Origin of the sequence: Exiguobacterium sp. s22 (assembly GCF_018617455.1) — a bacterium.
In the GTDB taxonomy this organism is placed as follows: Bacteria; Bacillota; Bacilli; order Exiguobacteriales; family Exiguobacteriaceae; genus Exiguobacterium.
Genome location: NZ_JACSKD010000007.1, coordinates 83,388 through 102,127 on the forward strand (window position 1 = coordinate 83,388; position 18,740 = coordinate 102,127).

20 protein-coding genes are annotated in these 18,740 nt (G+C 48.5%); 13 read left to right on the forward strand and 7 right to left on the reverse strand.

Annotated features, from left to right (window positions below; all coding sequences use genetic code 11):
- Positions 1-27: 27 nt before the first annotated feature.
- From KNO94_RS12035 to KNO94_RS12055, 5 genes are all read right to left on the reverse strand, one after another.
- Positions 28-1,356: a PTS sugar transporter subunit IIC gene (locus KNO94_RS12035; protein WP_214748622.1), complete on the reverse strand. Its 1,329-nt coding sequence runs from the start codon at positions 1,354-1,356 to the stop codon at positions 28-30.
- A gap of 12 nt (positions 1,357-1,368) precedes the next feature.
- Positions 1,369-2,775, reverse strand: a complete 1,407-nt coding sequence (locus KNO94_RS12040; protein WP_214780013.1) for a GH1 family beta-glucosidase — start codon at positions 2,773-2,775, stop codon at positions 1,369-1,371.
- A 15-nt stretch (positions 2,776-2,790) separates the two neighbouring features.
- Positions 2,791-3,099, reverse strand: a complete 309-nt coding sequence (locus KNO94_RS12045; RefSeq protein WP_015880671.1) for a PTS sugar transporter subunit IIB — start codon at positions 3,097-3,099, stop codon at positions 2,791-2,793.
- Positions 3,096-3,443 (reverse strand): PTS lactose/cellobiose transporter subunit IIA, encoded by a 348-nt coding sequence (locus tag KNO94_RS12050; protein ID WP_214780015.1) that lies wholly within the window; start codon positions 3,441-3,443, stop codon positions 3,096-3,098. The genes KNO94_RS12045 and KNO94_RS12050 overlap by 4 nt, the downstream gene beginning before the upstream one ends.
- Positions 3,444-3,595: 152 nt before the next feature.
- The gene (locus KNO94_RS12055) at positions 3,596-4,306 is read right to left on the reverse strand and encodes a GntR family transcriptional regulator (protein ID WP_015880673.1); all 711 of its coding nucleotides are present in this window, start codon (positions 4,304-4,306) and stop codon (positions 3,596-3,598) included.
- A gap of 292 nt (positions 4,307-4,598) precedes the next feature.
- On the opposite strand from KNO94_RS12055, the gene KNO94_RS12060 reads away from it, so the two are divergent.
- From KNO94_RS12060 to KNO94_RS12090, 7 genes are read left to right on the forward strand one after another with little or no spacing between them, the layout of a single operon-like run.
- Positions 4,599-4,946 (forward strand): hypothetical protein, encoded by a 348-nt coding sequence (locus KNO94_RS12060; protein WP_214780017.1) that lies wholly within the window; start codon positions 4,599-4,601, stop codon positions 4,944-4,946.
- The gene (locus KNO94_RS12065) at positions 4,943-5,389 is read left to right on the forward strand and encodes a hypothetical protein (RefSeq protein WP_214780019.1); all 447 of its coding nucleotides are present in this window, start codon (positions 4,943-4,945) and stop codon (positions 5,387-5,389) included. Before KNO94_RS12060 ends, KNO94_RS12065 begins: the two co-directional genes overlap by 4 nt.
- Positions 5,374-5,823 (forward strand): hypothetical protein, encoded by a 450-nt coding sequence (locus KNO94_RS12070; RefSeq protein WP_214780021.1) that lies wholly within the window; start codon positions 5,374-5,376, stop codon positions 5,821-5,823. Before KNO94_RS12065 ends, KNO94_RS12070 begins: the two co-directional genes overlap by 16 nt.
- Entirely contained in the window at positions 5,807-6,277 is a 471-nt protein-coding gene (locus KNO94_RS12075; protein ID WP_214780023.1) for a hypothetical protein, read from the forward strand. Before KNO94_RS12070 ends, KNO94_RS12075 begins: the two co-directional genes overlap by 17 nt.
- Positions 6,256-6,774: a hypothetical protein gene (locus KNO94_RS12080; protein WP_214780025.1), complete on the forward strand. Its 519-nt coding sequence runs from the start codon at positions 6,256-6,258 to the stop codon at positions 6,772-6,774. The genes KNO94_RS12075 and KNO94_RS12080 overlap by 22 nt, the downstream gene beginning before the upstream one ends.
- Positions 6,761-7,231 (forward strand): hypothetical protein, encoded by a 471-nt coding sequence (locus tag KNO94_RS12085; RefSeq protein ID WP_214780027.1) that lies wholly within the window; start codon positions 6,761-6,763, stop codon positions 7,229-7,231. Before KNO94_RS12080 ends, KNO94_RS12085 begins: the two co-directional genes overlap by 14 nt.
- 26 nt (positions 7,232-7,257) lie before the next feature.
- On the forward strand, positions 7,258-8,001 hold the full coding sequence (locus KNO94_RS12090) for an endonuclease/exonuclease/phosphatase family protein (protein WP_214780029.1): 744 nt from the start codon (positions 7,258-7,260) through the stop codon (positions 7,999-8,001).
- Between the two features lie 31 nt (positions 8,002-8,032).
- Here the strand turns inward: KNO94_RS12090 and KNO94_RS12095 are convergent, their stop codons facing one another.
- Complete coding sequence (locus KNO94_RS12095) at positions 8,033-8,368, reverse strand: hypothetical protein (protein WP_214780031.1); 336 nt, start codon at positions 8,366-8,368, stop codon at positions 8,033-8,035.
- A 412-nt stretch (positions 8,369-8,780) separates the two neighbouring features.
- Between KNO94_RS12095 and glmS the strand changes: the two genes are divergently transcribed.
- The 6 genes from glmS to KNO94_RS12125 all read left to right on the forward strand — a co-directional run bounded on the left by glmS (position 8,781) and on the right by KNO94_RS12125 (position 16,228).
- Positions 8,781-10,577: a glutamine--fructose-6-phosphate transaminase (isomerizing) gene (glmS, locus tag KNO94_RS12100; RefSeq protein ID WP_214780033.1), complete on the forward strand. Its 1,797-nt coding sequence runs from the start codon at positions 8,781-8,783 to the stop codon at positions 10,575-10,577.
- 144 nt (positions 10,578-10,721) lie between these two features.
- Complete coding sequence (locus KNO94_RS12105) at positions 10,722-10,991, forward strand: PTS sugar transporter subunit IIB (protein WP_074034712.1); 270 nt, start codon at positions 10,722-10,724, stop codon at positions 10,989-10,991.
- On the forward strand, positions 10,981-13,011 hold the full coding sequence (locus KNO94_RS12110) for a BglG family transcription antiterminator (RefSeq protein ID WP_214780035.1): 2,031 nt from the start codon (positions 10,981-10,983) through the stop codon (positions 13,009-13,011). Before KNO94_RS12105 ends, KNO94_RS12110 begins: the two co-directional genes overlap by 11 nt.
- Positions 13,012-13,178: 167 nt before the next feature.
- Positions 13,179-14,600: a PTS mannitol transporter subunit IIBC gene (locus KNO94_RS12115; protein WP_214780042.1), complete on the forward strand. Its 1,422-nt coding sequence runs from the start codon at positions 13,179-13,181 to the stop codon at positions 14,598-14,600.
- Positions 14,601-14,647: 47 nt separating this feature from the next.
- Entirely contained in the window at positions 14,648-15,079 is a 432-nt protein-coding gene (locus KNO94_RS12120) for a PTS mannitol transporter subunit IIA (protein ID WP_214780044.1), read from the forward strand.
- The gene (locus KNO94_RS12125; protein ID WP_214780046.1) at positions 15,080-16,228 is read left to right on the forward strand and encodes a mannitol-1-phosphate 5-dehydrogenase; all 1,149 of its coding nucleotides are present in this window, start codon (positions 15,080-15,082) and stop codon (positions 16,226-16,228) included.
- Positions 16,229-16,266: 38 nt separating this feature from the next.
- On the opposite strand, the gene KNO94_RS12130 is transcribed toward KNO94_RS12125, so the two are convergent.
- Positions 16,267-18,615 carry a bifunctional diguanylate cyclase/phosphodiesterase gene (locus tag KNO94_RS12130; RefSeq protein ID WP_214780048.1) on the reverse strand — a complete coding sequence of 783 codons (2,349 nt, stop codon included), beginning with the start codon at positions 18,613-18,615 and terminating at the stop codon, positions 16,267-16,269.
- Between the last annotated feature and the right edge of the window lie 125 nt (positions 18,616-18,740).

An 18,740-nucleotide genomic window follows, 5' to 3' on the forward strand; every position in this document is an offset into this window, starting at 1 on the left:
TTGCTGAGAAGGGCTGTCGTTTTTGTTTCAGGCTGATGCTTTATCTGCTTCTTCTTGTGCTTTCAATTCTTCACCGTACGAGACGCGGTCTTGAATGCGAACGAACGGAAGATAAACGGCAACGGCCATGGCGATCGTTGCAATCTGTAAGAGTGCAGCACGCCATCCACCAATCAAGAAACCAGAGATGACTGGAGGTGTCGTCCATGGTACTTGAAGCGCGTTGAACGGCTCGACCCAACCCCAAAGGATGGCAAAGTACACCATGAATGAAGCGATAGCTGGCACGACAACGAATGGGACGAACATGATCGGGTTGAAGACGATCGGCATCCCGAAGATGACCGGCTCATTGATGTTGAAGATACTTGGGGCAAGTGATAGCTTCCCAAGCTGCTTCAAGTGTGCCGAACGAGCGACGATCAGTGTCGCGATGATGAAACCGATTGTAATCCCTGATCCACCGAGTTTCGTGAACACGTCGAGGAATTGAATCGTAACGATTTTTGCGTTCTCGCCAGCGACAAGCGTACCACCAGCATCGAGGATAGCTTGGTTTTGAAGCGCGTTCGCTGTGAGAAGTGGTCCCATGATTCCCATGAGGATTGCGGCACCGTGAATTCCACACCACCACATGACCGACATGAGCACCATGATGATGACGGCTCCAGCGAGTGTGTCAGTCAAGTTTTGAAGCGGTGCTTGAAGCACATCATAGATGACTTCTGTGAACGTACGCTCTGCAACCGCTTGGAAAATCGCAAACGTTGCAACGGCGAGCGAGATGATTGCCAAACCAGGAACAAGTGCAGAGAATGAGTTCGATACGCCTGGTGGGACACCGTCTGGCATTTTAATGCTGATTCCGCGTTTGATGAACTGCGAGTAGATAAATCCGACTGTCAATCCGACGATGATGGCAGCGAGGACACCTTGTCCACCTGTCCATACTTTTGGAATGACGCCACCGACGAATTCCCCAGATTCAGACAAGACAGAAGCTTGTGTGATGATGAGGAACGAGATGATTCCAAGGATACCAGCTGGTACGCCTTCAATTTTTTCGTTCTTGACGTACGAGTAAGCGATTCCAAAAACACCGATCAAAGCAAGGATGTCAAACGTCGCGCCGACGACTTGCGTAAGCGGGAGTGACCAGTCTGCCCCGAATAGACCTGACATGAAGTCAGCCCAACCTGGAATCGGTAACGCCAGGATGAGAAGGAACAGCGATCCGATGATGGTCATCGGCATCGTGAGGATGAACCCGTCCTTAATTGCGAGGACGGGCTTGGCGTTCGCGAAGCGAACAAAAGCAGGGGTGAACTTTTCAAATACTCTTTCTAAGCGGCTCATAGGGGAACCTCCTTATAGGTCTTCAGCGCGCGTGGCGATGATCTCTTTATACCAGTGGAACGACTGTTTCTTCTTCCGTGCGAGCCCGTTGTTGTGGTCGACGTAGATGAAGCCGTATTGTTTCTTGTAACCGTTCAACCAACTGAGAAGGTCGATTGCAGACCAAGCATAGTAACCGGCAACGTTGATGCCTTGTTGAACAGCGTGTTTGACTGCACGAAGGTGACCTTCGATGTACTCGATTCGTGGCGTGTCCATGATTTCACCGTCGACGATCGGGTCGACATCACCGAGACCGTTCTCTGTGATATAGATTTTGACGTCGCCGTAACGATCTTTTAACATGTGCATCCCATCGAGGAACGCTTCGGGTGAGATTTCCCAATCCCACTTCGTATACACTTTGTCGTCCATTTTGACCGTCTTGTAGACGCCATCGAACGATGGGTTACCCGGGCGACCTGTCGAGTTCTCACGTCCACCAGCCATGACGAGCGCTGAGTCATTTTTCATGACGCGCTGTGGGCTGTAGTAGTTGAGACCGATAAAGTCGTTCATCGGAGCGGTACGTTTCAAGACGTCGAGTTCTTCTTCCGTCATTTCAGGGAGAAGACCTTGCTCGTTTAAGCCGTTCACGACGTACTCTGGATATTCACCTTTTAAGATCGGGTCGTAGAACCAATGTGTCGCATAAGCGTTCGCATGCATTTCAGCAAACTTGTTCTCTTCTGCGTCGTCGATACTGAACGCCGGGTTGAACACGTGTGTGATCCCGATTTCGCCAGTGTGACCGTTTTGTTTGAAGAGCTCGACGGCACGGGCGTGAGCGACGAAGACGTTATGCGTCGTCTGGAAATAACCTTTGACGTCGCCTTCGATGCCTGGTGGGTGTGCGCCTGTTAAGTATCCAAGTGAGCAGAAGATGACCGCTTCGTTGAATGTGATCCAGTGGTTGACACGATCACCGAACGATTGGAAGCAAGTATCCGCGAAACGGACGAATGCGTCAACCGTCTCTTTGTTCTTCCAGCCGCCTTTTTCTTCAAGTGCTTGTGGAAGGTCCCAATGGTAGAGTGTGACGAATGGGACGATGTCATATTTCAAACATTCGTCGATCAAGTTGTTGTAGAACTCGAGTCCTTTTTCGTTCACTTCACCCGTACCGTTCGGGAAGATACGCGGCCATGAGATGGAGAAGCGATACGATTCGAGTCCCATCTCTGCCATGAGCGCGATGTCTTCCTTGTAACGATGGTAATGGTCGACTGCGACGTCGCCATTTGTGTTTTCAAATGTCTTACCAGGAATTTTCGAGAAGACGTCCCAGTTCGAGAGGCCTTTCCCGTCCTCGTTCCATGCGCCTTCGACCTGATAAGAGGCCGAAGCGGCGCCGAACAAGAAATTGTTAGGCATTTTCAAAGTCATCACCTCAGATTATTTATTTACAAGTTTCAATGAGTGGTCTAATACTTTTGCACCGTTCATCATGCCGTAGTCGACTGTGTTGATGACGTCGATTGGAACACCTTTTGGTTCGCAGATTTGCTTCCCTTTTGAAAGGAGGTACTTCACTTGTGGTCCGAGAAGTGCAACGTCGATGTTGTCGACGTAAGTTTCCATCTCTGATTCTGGGTAAGCTGCGATTTCAGCTTCGATGCCACGTTCAGAGGCAACCGCTTTCATTTTTTCTACTAACATACTTGTTGACATACCTGCCGCACAGAAGAGTCCGATTTTAATCATTGTTGATTCATTCCTTTCAATTCGTTGATTTCGTTTTGCATGTTCATCATATATCCAAGCATTTCTTTGACGAGAATCGTGTTCATCAAGTGATCTTGCGCGTGCACCATGAGGACACCGACCGTTGCCGATTTACCTTGTGCTTCGAGCGTGACGAATTTCGTTTGAATCGCATGTGCTTCTTTTAATGTCGCGTCACCAGCAACGACTGCCGCCTCGGCTTCTTCTTTCTTTCCTTCTTGCATGAGGAGCATCGCTTGATGGTAGCTCGCTTTGGCGTCACCCGAGAGGGCGATGAGACCGAAAATATCTTCCGGTGAGATCTCGATTGTTTCAGAAACCATAATATCTCTCCTTTTTGTATGGATAACTAAAATTCATAGGTACAAATATTTTCTACACGTTGATAGTAGCACGAAAGCGTTTTCGTGTAAACCCTTACTTTTCGAAAAAGTGCATAAAAAATGCGCGCGAGAAAAGCATCTCTCGGGCGCGTTTAGGACTTGATGTTCGAGACTTTGAGCATTTTGACATGTTTAAAATGATGGATGGAACGAGAGACGTCGAAGATTTGTCCATTTGTCAAATAGACGGTATTGTCGACGATTAGTGCAGGGTCATTCTCGTTCAGGTCGAGCAGGTCGGCGGACTCTGAATCTAAAAAGTCTGCGTAAATGACTCGGTCGGCGAATCCAATCGCAAGTTTTTGATCGCTTCGCAAGTACGTATAGATCGACTTCTGGACGATGTTCTCATCCAAGTAGATGACGAGCTCTTTTCGGAAGTATGAATCCTCTACCGAGAACGGATGATCATCAACGAGACGTAGACGTTTCACGAAGTAGACGGGCGTCCCGATCGGGCACTTCATACGTTCGGCGACCTCATCGTTCGCGACCGTCTGTTCGAAGTGTAAGACGCGCGTCTCAACTTTTCGACCGCTGAAGTCACTTGTGAGACCTTGGAGCTTTTCTAAATTGATGTAATCGCTATTGTAATGGTCACGGACGAAGACGCCGCTCCCTTGAACTTGATAGACGTATCCTTTGTTGACGAGGATTTCGATCGCTTTTCGGACCGTATTGCGGCTGACGCCATATTTATTGGCATACTCATCCTCGGTCAATAATTTATTCGTATGTTGGTAGACGTGATTGACGATGTCCGCTTCAATCTGACTCGCAACTTGCTTGTACTTCGGAGACATACAGTTCTACACCTTTCAAAAAAATTTGTGGGAATGAATTTGCTAACAGTATAGCAGATAACCTTTGTAAGCGGATACGTTTCATTTATCAATTGTTGAAAAAAGTCGAACGATTCATTGCGAGAATATTCGGAAAATGTGAAACAATATAGGAGGAGATTGCGTATAAGAAAGGTAGATCCTGTAAAGAAAGGGTGTTTGTTAAGTGAACAATCAAAATCGATTTGTACAAGGAGATACATGGTGGAAGTCACCACTTCGAATAAAATATACCTCGTTTGCGTTCATAATCATGGCGCTTGCAGTGTCATACTTCGAAGGTAATGTAGGGCTGACAGTTCCACTCATTGTTGTCGGAATCGCGATGATTGGGATAGATGTTAGCAAGTATCAGAAACATCGAACGCATGAAAGCGAAAAAAATAAAGTGAAGTCTCTAAAATGGGAACTCATATACGATTTAGTGGATTCAGCAATCCTCATTGTGATCACGGTGGCGCTTCTCTTTATGCAAGTTGACACATTGACAATTTTTGTTGTTCTCACCTTGTGGATGGTGTTCGGTCAGACTTTCCAAAAACAATTCGGAGAACGCATGCCTTTGGTGGATCAATCCGAGAAACAACGGTTGAAGAGATGAATGAACGCATAACGCAAGAAAAGGCATGGAAACGTTTATTCGAGCAATGGATCTTCGGCATATTTGGAACATTGGTGGTGCTCATGTTTCCCATCAGTTTATGGAGGACGGATGACCTTACATGGGGCGTCCTGTATATCGCCTGTACACTCATTCCGTTGAACATCTTATATGTGAAGCGTTATCGGATGCGCCTGTCATTTCAACCAGAATTGAAAGGGTTATATCGTCGTCAGCTTGCTCGGGACGGGATCAACAGTGTTGCCTTCTTTCTCGCATTGAATCATCAATTCTTATTTACCTCAAACGTGGCGTATGTATGTGTCACGGTATTCATTGGTGGTGCGATGCTATGGACATGGAACGTGGAGACGCAGACAAAACGACAAGATGTAGAGAGTATCAATTTTACAAGGAGGCGATCTAGGTGGAGCAAGACGTAAAGTGGATGCGACGAATGCGACGGTATGCCGTACCCAACTTGATTCTTTATGTCACGGCCGTCATTGTCGCTCTCTTATTAGATAAAATGTGGCTCATTCCCATCATGGGTTCGGTCTCCTTAATCATCGTCGTGATGGGCTATCAAGAGATGCGTATCATGTGGCGAATGACAAAACATCCGAAGGCGCATCGAATGCTTATATTCCAATACGTATTCGAATGGGTGGATGCGATTTTGTTGACGGCTCTTATGGTGACGCTGCTGACAGCGGGAGATTTTGGTCTTATGATCGGTCTCTTTTTTGGGATATGGGGACTACTCAGTCCGACTCGGCAAAAGTGGTTCACGAAGCAACTTAAACAAATCGATCCGGAATTACCGACGTATGAGGAAGTGATTGAAGGGAGGGTCTCGCATGAATCGTCCATTTGAACTCACAGTAACGCATGCCAAACAGTTCGAGCGGTTCTTTGGTTGGCCCGTACTCGTCATTTTCTTGATTTCGTTCATCGTGATGTTGCGGACACAGGCGATGTGGGTCATCCCGGTCATGTTGGTCGTATCGATGGGCATGGCTTATAAAGGATATATGGAATATCGAGTCATTCGCCATTTTGCCGAACATCAAGCGGTCGCTCGCGTGTTACGCTATCGACTCGTTGACTGTTGGATTAGTGCTGTTTCGTTATTTGTGCTCTTCATCCCGATGTATGTGAACGAAGATGCTTTCATCCTGACCGGTGGGATTGTCGCCCTTTGGGGGTTGACGAAATCGTATCGAGAGAAAAAGTGGGAAGAGCGGATTCATGCTCATCAGTCAGAACTACCGACGTATGAAGAAGTGTTGGAAGGAGGAGAGAACATATGGAACTATCACCAAAAGTAAAAGCGCAAATCGACACGATTTTAAAAGTAGACCGTTGGACCGGATGGGGTGTTGGCATCATCGTCATCGGGCTCGTCGTCAGTTTTTTGATTTACGCCTCATATTGGACGCTTTCAGGTGGGGTGATCACGGGATCGTTATATGTGGCACTTGCCGCAATTCTGACGAGTGTATTTATCCGATATCGGATGTGGCTGCGTTTTGTGACGAATCAAAAGGCACGTAACCTCTTATCATTCAAAATGATGGCACACACGCTCGCCTTGACGGGGGTCGGGATTTACGGACTCTTTTACTTCACGAGTGAAGCGACAGGTCCACAATCGTTCCGTGTGTTCCTCCTTTCGCAGCTGACGTTTTTCGGGATTGAATATTTGGCGAAGCGCTTTGACCGCGTCATTCAGTCTTATGATGAGAACTATTTGACGGATCAAGATTTAAAAGAGATTCGTGAAGTCCGCGAATACGAAAAGGAGCAACGTCGTGAACAAACGTGAGCAGATGAGAGAGTTGACGACATTTGATGAATCGGGAAAGTGGACTACCAGTATGATGAGCGGTGCACTCGCACTCATGCTTTTCTTCGCTGTAGAGAAAGGGTGGATTTCGTTAGTAGGTGTATTGGTGATTTCGGAAATCGCTGCCTTACCTGCATGGAAGAAGACATGGGACCGAGAAGCAATCAAGAAACGTTATCTGACATCGAGAGAGGCGAAACGACTCGCGCATTGGAACTCAATCACCGGTTTAGTTACGTACCCACTTGTGATCGTCTTTTTATACTTCACCGTTACAGGGCAGATTTCGACACTCGCTTTCTTTATAACGATTGCAGTGCTCATACCGAGTTCTATAATGATGCATCGATTGTATGAACAACATATGGTCCGACTTGATGAGAACTATGTCACGGAACGAGAGTTAAAAGAAGAACAAAAATGGGGGAGTGCGTGACTCACTCGAGAAAGTAGGAGCATGAAGTGAGGATTGCGACATATAACATCTGGAACCATGACACGTCATGGCAAAAACGAATCGAAGCGATTTGCCAAGAAGTAAAACGAATCGATGCGGACGTGATTGCACTACAAGAAGTCCGTTCTTACGAAGAAGGTAGTGTGGCTCATGACATTTCGGAAACGACGGGTTATCCGTTCTGCGTCTTTCATCCTTATCCTGACTCCCCGGACGAAGGACTCGCTTTTTTGAGTAAATTTCCCTTATCATCAGTTGAAGCGATTTGGGAAGAGGATGTGGAAGAGTCAAACTTTTGTGCGACCCGAGTGACGTTTACGCTCGGTGGTCAGGAATGGGGACTCACGAACGTACATCTGAATTGGCGTTCCGTGTCGATTCGAGAACGTCAGATGGCAGCGGTGCGAGGTTGGTTACACAAAGGACGCCAAAAATCGGTCGAGGTGTTATGTGGAGATTTCAATGACAATCCTCAATCCTCTATCTATCAAGATTTATCGGATGGGGGGTGGTCGGACGTGATTATGTTTGTTGGCGAAGAGGCACGCCCGACGTTAGACGTAAAGCACAATCCATATTTGCAATCTTCCCATCTCGAGCAGCCTGAACGATATGATTGGATTCTGTTCCGTTCGGAATGGAGTGAGATCGAGGTTCAGCATGTCGATGTATTTGGAGACGTACGAACGAGTAAGAACGTTATACCGAGTGATCATTACGGTGTGATGGTTGACTTCACCGTGAATTAACAAAGAGGATGTGCGATTGCGCATCCTCCTTTTATTTGAATAACCGAGCGATGAACCCCACACATGCCGCAAAGGGAAGAAGGAGAAGAAGTCCGAGCCATTGATCGCGCCAAACGACAAACCAGAAAGCGGCTTGCAGACAAAGAATGCCGACTGCGGCAAAAATCACAAATAATAATGCTTTCTTACGGGTGGAGTGGTCTTCCCACCACTCTTTGAAGTAAGGAAAACTACAGAAAAATGCCATCGCCATGAAGAAGATCGCAGGAAACAACATGACGTCCCCTAACGTGTAATTCCCTTCAAATTCGAGCCACCTGGATAAGACGGATAACAGTATGCCGATCAATAGGAAGATACCACCCATGTGTGTCCCCTCATTTCTTTACTCGTTACTTGTATCATGCCCGTTCTCTCCCTACTCGAAAACCTGATACATTGATGGCTTTTTAGTGAAAGTGGTGACTTTTACATGAACGGTAAAAAAGTATTGAATGACGGTTTTTACGATTTCTCTATCCAACACGCCTCGCACTCGATAGCATGAAAGCGTATCTGGAGAAACGGCTAGGTATGAGATAAAAGCGCCAGAACTCTACGGAGTTGACGAGGACGAAGGTGATCGAGATTTCGGCGGATGCCTTCCAGTCGCGTGTCACGACTGAGAGAGTCTTGATAAAACGTTCGGGTGACCGGGCGGACAAAACGAGACTTGATGACATCACTCAAAAAAGCCCGTTTCCTTTTTCGAGAAATCGAAGCATAGAGGAGATTTGTTTATGTGTGGAATCGTAGGGATGATCGGACAAGTTGGAACGAAAGAAATTTTATTGAGAGGGCTTGAAAAGCTCGAGTATCGTGGCTATGATTCAGCAGGAATTGCCTTAGTCGGCGAGGACGTTCGTACGTTCAAAGAAGTAGGACGAATTCAAGCACTCCGTGACATCGTACCGGCTGATGCTGAAGGAACGATTGGAATCGGCCATACGCGTTGGGCGACACACGGGGTACCGAGCGTACCGAACGCCCACCCGCATCAAAGTACGACAGGACGCTTCACGCTCGTGCATAACGGCGTGATTGAGAACGACGAACAATTGAAAGCCACGCTCGACGCTCCGTTCCTTTCAGAGACGGACACGGAAGTCATCGTCTTGCTCATGGAGAAACACTTTGTCGAGCTCGGCGACGTCGAGGCGGCGTTCCGCAAGACGCTTTCGGACCTCCACGGTTCGTATGCGATCGCGATGATCGACTCAGAGGACAAAGAGCGCCTCTATATCGGCAAGAACAAGTCACCGCTCCTTGTCGGACTTGGTGACGGCACGTTCAACGTCGTCGCATCAGACGCGATGGCGATGCTCCAGGTGACGGACCAGTATCTCGAGCTCCACGATGGCGAGATCGTCATCCTCACACGTGAGTCGGCGACGATCAAGACGCTCGACGGTGACGTGCTCGAACGCGCGCCATACACGGCCGAGATCGATGCGTCAGACATCGAGAAAGGCACGTACGCGCATTACATGTTGAAGGAGATGGACGAGCAACCGGCCGTCATCCGCAACATCATCCAGCATTACCAGAACGAGAACGGCGACATCGAACTCACAGAAGGCGTGCGCGAGCTCGTATCGGAAGCGGACCGGATCTATATCGTCGCATGTGGGACGAGCTATAACGCCGGACTCGTCGGAAAAGATATTTTGGAGCGCATCGCCGGCATTCCGACAGAAGTGCACGTCTCGTCTGAATTCGGCTACAATATGCCGCTCTTAAGTGAACGTCCGTTGTTCGTCTTCTTATCACAATCTGGTGAGACAGCGGACAGCCGTGCTGTCCTCGTCGAAGTGAAGAAACGCGGATACAAAGCACTTACCATGACGAACGTACCGGGATCGACATTGTCGCGTGAAGCGAACGAGACGATGCTTCTTCACGCCGGACCAGAGATTGCGGTCGCATCGACAAAAGCGTATACGGCGCAAATCGCTGTTCTTGCGATTCTCGCATATGACATCGCCCGTGCGACAGGGAAAGAATTACCGTTCGACCTGATGCCAGAGCTCGCTCGTGTTGCGACCATCATGGACTCGATCATGGCGCAAAAAGAGTTGTTCGAAGACCTTGCGGAACGTTATTTGAAGACGACACCAAACACGTTCTTCATCGGACGTGGACTCGATGCGTCGGTCTGTCTTGAGGGGGCACTCAAGGTAAAAGAAATCTCATATATTCAAGCGGAAGGCTACCCGGGCGGGGAACTGAAGCACGGATCGATCGCGTTGATCGAAGACGGGACACCGGTCATCGCGCTCATCTCGCAACCGAAGACGAACTTGAATATTCGTGGGAACGTCAAAGAAGTCGTCGCCCGTGGCGCGAACGCCTGTATCATTTCCATGCAAGGCGTCGAACATGAGAACGATGACTTCATCTTGCCACATGTCGAGCCACTCTTAGCACCGCTCATCAACGTATTGCCGGTTCAGTTGATGGCATATTACGCGGCGCTCGCTCGTGGTTGTGACGTCGACAAGCCACGTAACTTGGCGAAATCGGTGACAGTGGAATAAACTGAACACAGTGTAAGGCACCTTTCTTTAGGAGAGGTGCTTTTTACTGCTTGCCGATATCTTTGCCAACAAGCAAAATAGTAGGAGAAGTAAGCGGTTCCAACTTATGATTAGATAAAGATAAGCGACGAAAGAAGGGCTGACATGAACGTATACATTGCTTGCCATAGCGGGTTTGTGACAAGTGCGATGGCGGCGAAGTTGTTCGCACAGGCAAGCGAGGGGCGCTTGTCTTGTACGATTACGCACGGAACGATTCAAAACATCCCGAATGAGGTGGATTTGATTCTCTATCAGGAAGGGGCGACCCCGGTCACCCATCCGACCGCACGTGTCCGGTCAGTCCGACAACTCCTGTCGCTCGAGGAATACCGACTACTTGTCGAAGAATGGATGGATGAGCATGAGACATGAGTGGAGCGCACGAGAGCGTTCGATTTTACTACACTTATTGGCAACCGAGACATCGACACCGCTCGCCGAAATCGCGCAGGCGGTGAATTTGTCTGAGCGAACGATTCAACGGGAACGACAATTACTTGAAGGCATCTTAAAAGAGTTTGAGCTCGAGCTCGCTTGGCAACGTGGGCATGGACTGAGCCTGGTTGGCAAACCGTCTGCGAAGCAGCAATTACGAGAAGACCTCATTTTATCCGCAGAAGCGATCCCGACGAGCGAGGACCGCTTATTTGAGCTCGCGTGGCGCCTCTTATTTGAGAACGATACGCTTAAATTGCAGGCGGTCGCCAAACAGATGCACGTCTCGCCGAGCACATTGACACAAGACTTAGAGAAGTTAGATCGATGGTTTGAAGAGTATCACCTAGAAGTTGAGCGGAAAAAAGGAGTCGGAGCTAGAGTGCTCGGCTATGAGTCCGAGAAGCGTAAACTACTCATCAACGCGCTGCTTGCTCACTGGGACACGCTCGCATTTTACCGCTTCGTTCGCGGAGAAGATGACTACATTCCTGCTTTTTTGAAGACTGTTCCATGCGAAGAGATGCTTGAAGGTCTTCGAGACGGCTATGATTATTTAAAATCGCACTCGTTTGAGCGGATGGATGACCGCACCATCATGCGGGTCACGTTCGCTTACGGCGTGCAACAAGAGCGGTTAGCGGCCGGATTCTTTTTAGAAATGTATACAAAAGGACGGTCCGAGGACTATTTGAAAGTCGCCACAGATATGGAAAAGGCACTCGGCATCACTTACTCGATGGCGGAACGAGTCTGGTTCGCTGAGGAAGCGAACCGTCTGCGCTCAATTAAAGATCAGATGAAAGAAGACGAGGAAGAACGCTGGATCATGCAGATTCGGGTGCATAAACTAATTCATCACGTCTCGCTCATTTACGGGTTTACCTTTACGGATGACGCGGCTCTCGAACGGGGACTGCTCGCGCACATCCTCTCGAGTATGAACACGCAGGCTTTGCCGGAAACGAGTACGGTCAAGCCTCATATCGACCGGGACTATCCGGGGCTTCGTTCGGCCATTCAACAGGCTGCCGACATCGTCTTTGGAACGAGTACGTTCTCCGAAGAAGAGACGGTCTTTTGGGCGATGCACTTTGCGGCAGCACTCGTCAAACCGGTGCGCCGTCGTGAATATCGGGCGCTCGTCGTCTGTTCGGCCGGACTTGGTTCGTCGAAGATGCTCGTCAACCGTGTACGTCAAGAGTTCCCAGAGATGCAAGATGTCGTCAACTCGTCTCTATTCGGACTCGAACAGCATCGACTTGAAGAATATGATGTCATCTTGTCGACCGTACCGTTGCCACCGCTAGCGGTGCCGACGTTAATCGTCAATCCGCTGTTGACGAGTGAAGAAGTGCAACGCGTCCGTCACCTCTTGTTGTCATTACCACAATCCTTTCAGACACTCGTAACGAAGCCTCGTTCAACGATGCTTGATTTTGCCGAACTTGGGGAACTCGTGGAGACGTTTGAACGTATGGATGACCAGTTTGATTTGGTCACACTTAACAACACGGACCGTTTAGAAGATATCTTGCTTGATATCGGTACACATTTAGAAGAACGTGATCTCGTACAAAGCGGGATCCAGCTCTCAGCCCAACTGCTGCGTCGTCACGAGGTCGCGGGTCTTGGTGTGCCGGGTACGAAACTGGCATTGTTCCACGGACGACATGCCTCGATTGAGAAGGCGAGTGTGTTCGCGTTTGATTTAACGACACCGATTCCGCTTCTTATGATGGATCAGTCGACCGAACCCGTGACACGTCTCCTTGTATTGCTTGCGCCGGAAGAAGCACGGGATGTCGAGCTTCAGTTCTTGAGCGCCATCAGTGGATCACTCATTGAGAGTGAGGAGCATATGCATCTATACAGCACGGGAACAAAAGAAGACCTTCGTCTACTCCTGCACGAATGCATGAAGAAAATGATTCACGAGACGTTGTACGAAAAATGACCGAACCATGGTCATTTTTTTATTTGGCACAAAATGTTGCCAAAGTGTGAACTGGATTGAATTGAGAAAGCGCTTACTCTAGACATACAATATGGGTGTAGAGCACAAACCGGTTAGCTACACTACACATTCAACCTTTCACATTTAAACGACTGGAGGTTTTATACATGGCGAATACGCAAGCGAGCTCGGGCGGGGTCCGAGTCAAAGTTCAACGATTCGGTAGTTTCCTCAGTGGGATGGTCATGCCGAACATCGGTGCCTTCATTGCCTGGGGGATTATCACAGCACTCTTCATTCCGACAGGATGGTGGCCAAACGAAAACTTAGCAGAACTCGTTGGTCCAACGATCACCTATCTCTTACCATTACTCATCGGTTTCACAGGTGGTAAATTACTTCACGACGTACGAGGCGGTGTCGTCGGGGCACTCGCCACGATGGGGGTCATCGTCGGAACAGACATTCCGATGTTCCTCGGTGCGATGATCATGGGTCCACTCGGTGGTTATGTCATCCGCCAAGTCGACCGTGCCCTTGAAGGCAAAGTTAAAGCAGGATTTGAAATGCTCGTCAACAACTTCTCAGTGGGAATCATCGGTGGACTTCTCATGCTTGGAGGATTCGAAATCTTCGGTCCGATCATGAGTGCCCTCGATAAAGTCATGGCGGCAGGTGTTGACTGGATCGTCGGCGCGAAATTGCTTCCGGTCGCAAGTCTGTTCATCGAACCAGCAAAAGTTCTCTTCTTGAACAACGCCATCAACCACGGGATCTTAAGCCCGCTTGGTGTCGATCAAGTCGCAGACGCTGGAAAATCAGTTCTCTTCTTACTTGAAGCGAACCCAGGACCAGGTCTTGGATTACTTCTCGCATATATGTTCTTCGCCAAAGGCGCAGCGAAACGTACGGCACCGGGTGCAGCGATCATTCATTTCCTCGGTGGGATTCACGAGATTTACTTCCCATACGTATTGATGAAGCCAGTCTTAATCCTTGCGATGATCGCAGGGGGGGCGACAGGGATCTTCACGTTCGTACTCTTTGATGTCGGTCTCGTCGCACCGGCTTCACCAGGTAGTATCTTCGCCATTCTCGCGATGGCGTCACGCGGTTCGTACCTCGGCCTCGTGGCAGGGATTCTCTTGTCAGCAACGGTCACATTCGCTGTGGCGAGCGTCATCTTGAAATCGAGCGCAGCAGAGGAAGTATCACTCGAAGAAGCGACACAAAACGTGAGCGCGATGAAGGGTAAACAGTCTTACGCATCAGCTCTCGTGACAGATCGTCTTGATCAAGTGGACCATATCATCTTCGCTTGTGACGCAGGGATGGGATCAAGTGCTATGGGGGCATCGGTTCTCCGAAACAAGGTCAACAAAGCGAACTTGCCAATTAAGGTAACGAACACGTCGATCAGCAACTTGCCGAAAGATGCCCAGTTTGTTATCACACACGAAGATTTAACAGAGCGTGCGGAAGCACAAGCACCGAATGCGATTCATCGTTCGGTCACAAACTTCTTGAACGCCGACTACTACGACCAATTGGTAGAAGAAATTAAAGCGGAACGCAGCAAAATTTCTTGAACTCAGAACAGATAGAGACACGGTTTAGCCATTAGGAGGAAATTAAAATGCCATTCATTCAAACAGAGATGATTCGACTTAACCAATCATTCGCTACGACAGAGGAAGCGATCACAGCAGCCGGAGCCGTCCTACAAGACGCCGGCTGTGTGACGCCGGAGTATGTTGAAGCGATGCATGAACGTCAAGCGATCGCAAACGTCTATATCGGAAATCACGTCGCCATTCCACACGGTACAGAAGCAGCGAAATCAGCGGTTCAGAAGACGGGGATCTCGTTCCTGCAAGTACCAGACGGTGTCGACTTTGGGGGGCAGACGGCCAAACTCGTCATCGGAATTGCAGGCGTGAATGATGAACATTTAGAGCTCCTTTCGCAAATCGCAATTCTCTGCTCGGACGAAAGCAATGTAGAGCGCCTTGTTCAGGCGAAGACCAAAGAAGAAATCTTGGCGCTCTTCATGGAAGAGGTGGCGTAAATGAAAGCTGTTCATTTTGGGGCAGGGAACATCGGACGAGGCTTTATCGGATTGTTGCTCAACCAAAGCGGTTACGAGGTGACGTTTGTCGACATCAATGATACGGTCATCGAAGCGCTTGAGGCAAAACGTCATTATGAGGTCGGGTTCGCGGAAGACGGCGTCGATCGTGTCGTCGTCGACCGGGTACGAGGTGTCAACAGTTTGAAAGAACCAGCTCGGGTCGTGGACTTGATCGCAGAAGCAGATCTCGTGACGACGGCTGTCGGGCCGTCACTTCTCTCAAAAGTGGCACCGTTGATCAGCGAAGGACTTCGTGCTCGTGAAGTCGAAGATGCACCGGTCTATGTCATCGCATGTGAGAACATGATTGGTGGGAGTGCGATTCTTCGCCAAGAAGTAGAGGCGTGTGGTGGTGTCGGGGAAGCGAATGTCTTCTTCCCGAACGCAGCAGTCGACCGCATCGTTCCCCTTCAACAACATGAGGATCCACTTTACGTGGAAGTCGAGACGTTCCATGAATGGGTCATCGAGACACAAGGGCTCAACGAACAACCACCGATTCAAGGTGTGACATGGGTTGAAGAGATTGGACCGTATATCGAACGGAAATTATTCACGGTCAATACGGGACACGCGATTGCTTCTTATATCGGTTCCTTGTTCGGGAAGTCGACGATTGACGAAGCACTACAAGATCGCCGTGTGCGTCAAGTCGTTCAAGGTGCTTTATATGAGACAGGTTGGTTATTGCTTGAGAAATACGGATTCGAGGCGAAAGAGCATAGCCGATACATTCAAAAGATCATCAAGCGTTTTGAAAACCCGAAATTGAAGGACGAAGTGTCGCGTGTGGCCCGTTCACCGATTCGTAAACTCGGACCGAGCGACCGTCTCGTCAAGCCGGCACGTGAATTGATGGATAACGGCATCGAGCCGAACGAACTCGCTTACGGGATTGCGGCAGCCCTTCATTACTACAACCCAGAGGATTCGGAATCGTCAGAACTCAACTTGTCGATCGAAGAACACGGCATCTCATCAACGATTGAAAAATACCTTCATCTTCATGAAGGGGACACGTTGACCCAGTTGATTCTCGACCAATATCATTTGATTCGAGAAGAAGAAAAAGAACGCGTGTCGTAATCAAAAATCGCTTCTGTCAGGTGACAGAAGCGATTTTTTTAGTGTTTCCCGAACTCGAGATAGGTCGTTGTTTGTTTTACGTGAAGTGGAACGTCTGTCTCATGCAAGGGGCGACTGAAATAGTAACCTTGTACATAATCACAGGATTCCTTGAGTAACCATTCGAGTTGAGCTGATGTTTCCACGCCTTCCATTAGAACTTTCATACCAAGGTTGTGACCGAGTTGAATCATCGAGCGGACGATGGCCTCTTGATTGCGGTCGGTGAACAGGTTCTCGATAAACGACCGATCGATTTTTAATACTTGCACAGGAAGTTCCCGAAGTTGGCTGAACGAAGAATAGCCGGTCCCAAAATCATCGAGAGAAATGAGGATCCCGAGTTGATGCAACTGCGTCAGTTTCTCCCGGGTCGAGGCCTCGTATGAAAGCATCGAAGACTCGGTCACTTCCAATTCGAGATACATCGGGTCCATCCCTGTCTCTAATAGAATGGACTGTAGCGTATCGACAAAGTCTTCTCGCGCGAATTGGAGCGGGGAGACGTTTAGGGATAACGTAAATGGACGAATTCCGCTACGTTGCCAACGTACCCAAGTACGACAGCCTTCCCGAATCACCCAATTGCCGATTGAATGAATTAACCCCGTGTTTTCTGCAATCGGAATAAAGTCAGACGGGTCAATCTTTCCGATTTTCGGATGTTGCCATCGAAGTAACGCTTCCACGCCTTCTAATCGATTCCGCTTCAAATCGATTTTCGGTTGATAGACGAGTGTGAGCTCATCTTTACTCAATGCGGTAACGAGTGCTTTTTCTATCTCGATATGACGAAAAATTTGAGGACGAGACGACTCTTCAAACGTCTTGATTTTGTTCTTCCCGTCACGTTTAGACTCATGGGCAGCCAAACGAGCGAATTGAATCAATTCATTCGGGGAATGTGTATCTTTCGGATAATGACTGATTCCGGCACTCATCGTCAATTCGAGTGTCGTGCCATCCACATCGAACGTAGATGAAATCGCCTTGATACATTTCTCTGCTTTTTGGTGAGCGAGTGAACTTCGTTGCGCGAACAGTAAGATGATAAACTCGGATGGGCCGATTCGCGTCAACACATCGTCCATGTGAATCGTGTATTTGAGACGTTCGGCGACTTGAATAATTAACTCATCCGCTCCGTGATGCCCAAGGATATCGCTTAGGAAACGCCAACGGTTCACGTCGATGTATAAACAGGCGACCGAGCGCTCCTGTGAGACGCTCTCTTGTAAGAGGGAATCGAGTTTATGACGATTTGGTAAATCGGTCAACGCATCGTGAAAGGCCATATGTTCAATCAGACGCTGGGAAGCGACCGTTTTGGTCACATCCCGGATGAACCAGAGGATCTGATTGTTCGAGTCATTTTGAAGTGGATAAGACGTCACTTCTAACGTGCGTTGATTCGTTTCAATCTGTATTGGCTGGTGGAACGGCTGTTGAACTGATAATAAAGGGTGATAATCCTGAAAAAAAGGTTCTGTCGCATATCCCTCGAATAAGTGAGCGAACGCTTGATTTTGATATTGGATTTCACCGTCACCTGTTGTCGTCACCACTGCATCCGTTGTCGACTCTAAAATCGTCGTTTGGAAGAGATCTCGTTTTTGAATTTGGCGGTCTAGCGTATAGGCGATCAAGTACATCCCGAACAAAAGAAACACGATGCTTGTGACGAGCCATGCGAGTAAGGTCGGGTCAATCGGGACTCGGCTCACGGGTGAGGCATCCGGAATAATGGTTGTTGCTTGCATTCCGGTAAGATGCATACTGAAGATCGCTGTTCCCATCAAAAGAGAGAACATCAGTTTCACGGGCAAGGATGTCCGTGCCGTAGCGTAGGACGAAAAGAAACCAACCCATAAGGCGAGGAAGGAAGTGCCCCATGCGATGCCGATGGATACCAATACCCATGAGGGATCAAAGTCCAATTGAACACCTTGGATGGATTTCATGCCAATATAATGCATGCTGACAATCCCGAATCCCATCAAACCGGAAGATTGCAGTAAGGACATCCATGTCGTCTTGCGAGAAATCAAACCAAACGACAGAATGCATCCAGCGATTGCCGGAATCATCGATCCGATAATGAGCCAGATGGAATAGGTGCTTTCATGTAAGGAAGCGTGACCGAGCATGGCCACAAAATGCATGGACCATATCCCAAGACCTAGCGTGGTACCTCCAAACAAAATCCAAATACGATGAGAAGATGTCAAACCTCCTTTGACCCGTTTCGCTAATTCAAGCGCCATCAAGGCAGAAACGCTGGCAATGAAGAAGGCGAGCATCATCAAAAATCCATTGTGACTCGTTGCATGCGTGCTAATCTGTTCCATAGTGTCGATACCTCATAGGGTTATTTAATCCATTCATCACTTCATTATATGCGGAACACTTAAAATTACATATAAAAAAATCAAATGTTATTCTTCGCATCAAATAACGGGTACTAGATTGCTGA